Consider the following 2,862-nt stretch of genomic DNA (forward strand, 5'->3'; position numbering starts at 1 on the left):
GGTGGAGGACCCGGGGACGGGCGCGGCGGCGGGTGCGCGGGTGTGCGCGGTCCAGGCCGTCCCGTCCCACCAGCGCTCGGTGCCGGGCGCGGCGCTGTCCGGGTACCAGCCGGGCGGGGTCGGGTAGCTCATCGCTTCACTCTAGAAGAGGTGCGGCGGCCCCGGGCGGGGCGGTGGCGGTCACGCACGGGTTCCGCTCCCGGCCGTCCAGGTCAGCGGGGTGGGGCCGCCGGGGTCGCCGTAGCCCAGGGAGCGGTAGAGGCCCTCGCCCTCAGGGGTGGCGGTGAGGTCGATGCGGGAGCAGCCGGCCTCGACGAGGTGGTCGTGGACGGCGCCGAAGGTCAGCCGGGCGTACCCCCGGCGCCGGTGCGCGGGGTCCGTGGCGACGGAGGCGATGTGCCCGACGTACGGGGCCCGGCCGGGCCGGGGCAGGGACCGGGTGTACTGCCCCACCGTGCTGGACAGCAGCCGGTCCCCGGCGTCGACCACATAGGCGACGAAGTGCGGGTCGGCGCCCAGCCGGTCGCGGAAGAACGCCTCGCACACCGGGGTCCAGTCGGGCTCCGGGACGATGTCCATGGAGGCGAGCATGATCAGGCGCAGCCGGGTGACCTCGGCGGCGTCGTCGGCTCCGGCCCGTCGCAGGCGCGGCGGAGTGGGGCTCATGGGGCGGTCCTTCCGGTCGGGGTGCTGTGCCCCAGGGTGTCGTGCCGCGCCGGGCGCGTCGCCCCGTTTTTCAGGCGCCGGCCGTCCCCGACCGGGTGAGCGTGAGCAGGTCGCGGGCGGGGCCCGTGGGGCGGTGCCCGGCGGGCCAGACGGCGCGCAGTTGGCGGCGGAGCCGGACGCCGGCGACGGGGACCTTGACGAGGCGGCGGGCGGACAGTTCCTCGCCGAGGGCGAGTTCGCTCAGGACGCAGGGTCCGGCGCCGCTCTCGGCCGCGCCCTTGACGGCGGTGGTCGAGGACAGTTCCAGGAGGGCCGGGGCCAGGGGGCCGTGGAGGGCGAGCGCGGCGTCCAGGACCTGCCGGGTGCCGGAGCCGTGCTCGCGCAGGATGAGGGGGGTGGCGGCGAGTTCGTCCGGGGTGAGCGGGGCGCGGCGGCGGGCCCAGGGGTGGGCGGGGGCGACCACGACGACGAGGCGGTCGTGGGCGATGACCGTGCCGTCGAGCCCTTCCGGGACGGTCAGGCCCTCGACGAAGCCGAGGTCCGCGTCCGCGCCGAGGAGTCGCTGGGCGACCTCGGCGGAGTTCCCGGCGAGCAGCGAGACGGCGGTGCCGGGGCGGGCGGCGCGCAGGGCGATGAGCCAGCCGGGCAGCAGGTATTCGGCGATGGTCATGGAGGCGACGACCCGCAGCCGGGAGTCGCGGCGGTCGCGCAGGGCCTGGGCGCCCGCGTCGAAGGCCTCGGCGGCCTCCACGATCCGGCGGGCCCAGTCGGTGACGAGGGCGCCCGCGCCGGTGAGGCGGGAGCCGCGGGGCGAGCGGTCGAGGAGGGTGACGCCGAGCTGCCGTTCCATCGCGCGGACCCGGCTGCTGGCGGCGGGCTGGCTGATGCCCAGGTCGCGGGCGGCGCGGCCGAGGCTGCCGTGCCGGGCGACGGCGAGGAGCAGTTCCAGCGCGCCGAGGTCGGGCACCCGGTGGGAGAGGAGGCTGGGCGGGTCGCTGGTCATAAATTCACCTTATGACCTCATAGGCAGGTACTCCCTGGTGGGGGTCCGCCACGGTCCGGGACAATCGTGGCATGGCCATCTATCCACGGACCCGTACCCGTTCCCCCTACTCCGGCGCCGTCCGGCGGCCCGCGCTGCGGCACTTCGGCCCCAACTGGTACGCGACCGTGATGGGCACCGCGATCGTGGCGAGCGCCGGGGTGGCCCTGCCGCCGCGCATTCCCGGTCTGCGGGACGCCTGTGCGGCGGTGTGGGTGGTCTCGGCGCTGCTGCTGGCCGCGGTGCTGGCGGCCCGGGCCGGGCACTGGGCGGCCCACCGCGACCAGGCGCGGACGCATCTGGCCGACCCGGCCGTCGCCCCGTTCTACGGCTGCCTCTCGATGGCGCTGCTGGCGGTCGGCGGTTCCGGGCTGGTCGTGGGCCGGGACGTGATCGGGTACCGGGCGGCGCTGGCGCTGGACGTGGTGCTGTTCACGGCGGGCACGGTGACCGGTCTGGTGGCGGCCGTGGCGGTGCCGTACCTCATGATCGTGCGCCACCGGGTGGAGCCGGGCACCGCGTCGCCGGTGTGGCTGCTGCCGGTGGTGGCGCCGATGGTGTCGGCCGCGCTCGGGCCGATGCTGGTGCCGGAGCTGCCGCCGGGGCAGGGGCGCGAGGCGCTGCTGCTCGGCTGCTACGCGATGTTCGGGCTGAGCCTGCTGGTGACGCTGACGATGCTGCCGCTGATCCTGGGCCGGCTGGTGCACCGGGGTCCGCTGCCGCTCGCGCTGACGCCGACGCTGTTCCTGGTGCTCGGCCCGCTGGGCCAGTCGACGACCGCGGTGAACGCGCTGGCCGATGTGGCGCCGGGCGCGGTCGGCGGTGAGTACGCCTCGGCGCTGCGCGCCTTCGCGGTGCTGTACGGGGTGCCGGTGATGGGGTTCGCGCTGCTGTGGCTGGCCCTGTCGGCGGCCATGGTGGTGCGGGCGGTGCGCGCCGGCATGACGTTCTCGATGACCTGGTGGGGGTTCACGTTCCCGGTCGGCACCTGTGTGACGGGCGCGGCGGGACTGGCCCGGCACACTGGTCTCACCGCGTTCACCTGGCTGGCCGTCGCGCTGTACGTGCTGCTGGTGTCGGCGTGGGCGGTGGCCGGGGTGCGTACGGTGCGCGGGCTGCTCAGCGGGGCGCTGCTCGCGGCGCCGCGGCGGCCC

The 2,862-nt window shown here is 76.3% G+C and carries 4 protein-coding genes; 1 reads left to right on the forward strand and 3 read right to left on the reverse strand.

The annotated features are described in order from the left end of the window. The 3 genes from MHW47_RS34115 to MHW47_RS34125 form a co-directional block, all read right to left on the reverse strand. A partial coding sequence (locus MHW47_RS34115) for a DUF2510 domain-containing protein (RefSeq protein WP_239227722.1) occupies positions 1 to 132 on the reverse strand: 132 nt, incomplete at its 3' end. Positions 133 to 180: 48 nt separating this feature from the next. Further along, positions 181 to 666 (reverse strand): GNAT family N-acetyltransferase, encoded by a 486-nt coding sequence (locus MHW47_RS34120; protein WP_239227719.1) that lies wholly within the window; start codon positions 664 to 666, stop codon positions 181 to 183. Between the two features lie 70 nt (positions 667 to 736). Next, entirely contained in the window at positions 737 to 1,669 is a 933-nt protein-coding gene (locus MHW47_RS34125) for a LysR family transcriptional regulator (RefSeq protein ID WP_239227720.1), read from the reverse strand. A gap of 71 nt (positions 1,670 to 1,740) precedes the next feature. Here MHW47_RS34125 and MHW47_RS34130 point away from each other — a divergent pair. Then, the coding region (locus MHW47_RS34130) for a TDT family transporter (RefSeq protein WP_239227721.1) at positions 1,741 to 2,862 on the forward strand (1,122 nt) is incomplete at its 3' end.

The sequence above is a fragment of the Streptomyces sp. OfavH-34-F genome, from assembly GCF_022347745.1.
GTDB lineage: Bacteria > Actinomycetota > Actinomycetes > Streptomycetales > Streptomycetaceae > Streptomyces.

Excerpts from the sequence above, each read along its gene's own strand:
- MHW47_RS34125 (WP_239227720.1), bottom strand. The coding sequence starts at position 1,669 with ATGACCAGCGACCCGCCCAGCCTCCTCTCCCACCGGGTGCCCGACCTC.
- MHW47_RS34120 (WP_239227719.1), bottom strand. The coding sequence starts at position 666 with ATGAGCCCCACTCCGCCGCGCCTGCGACGGGCCGGAGCCGACGACGCC.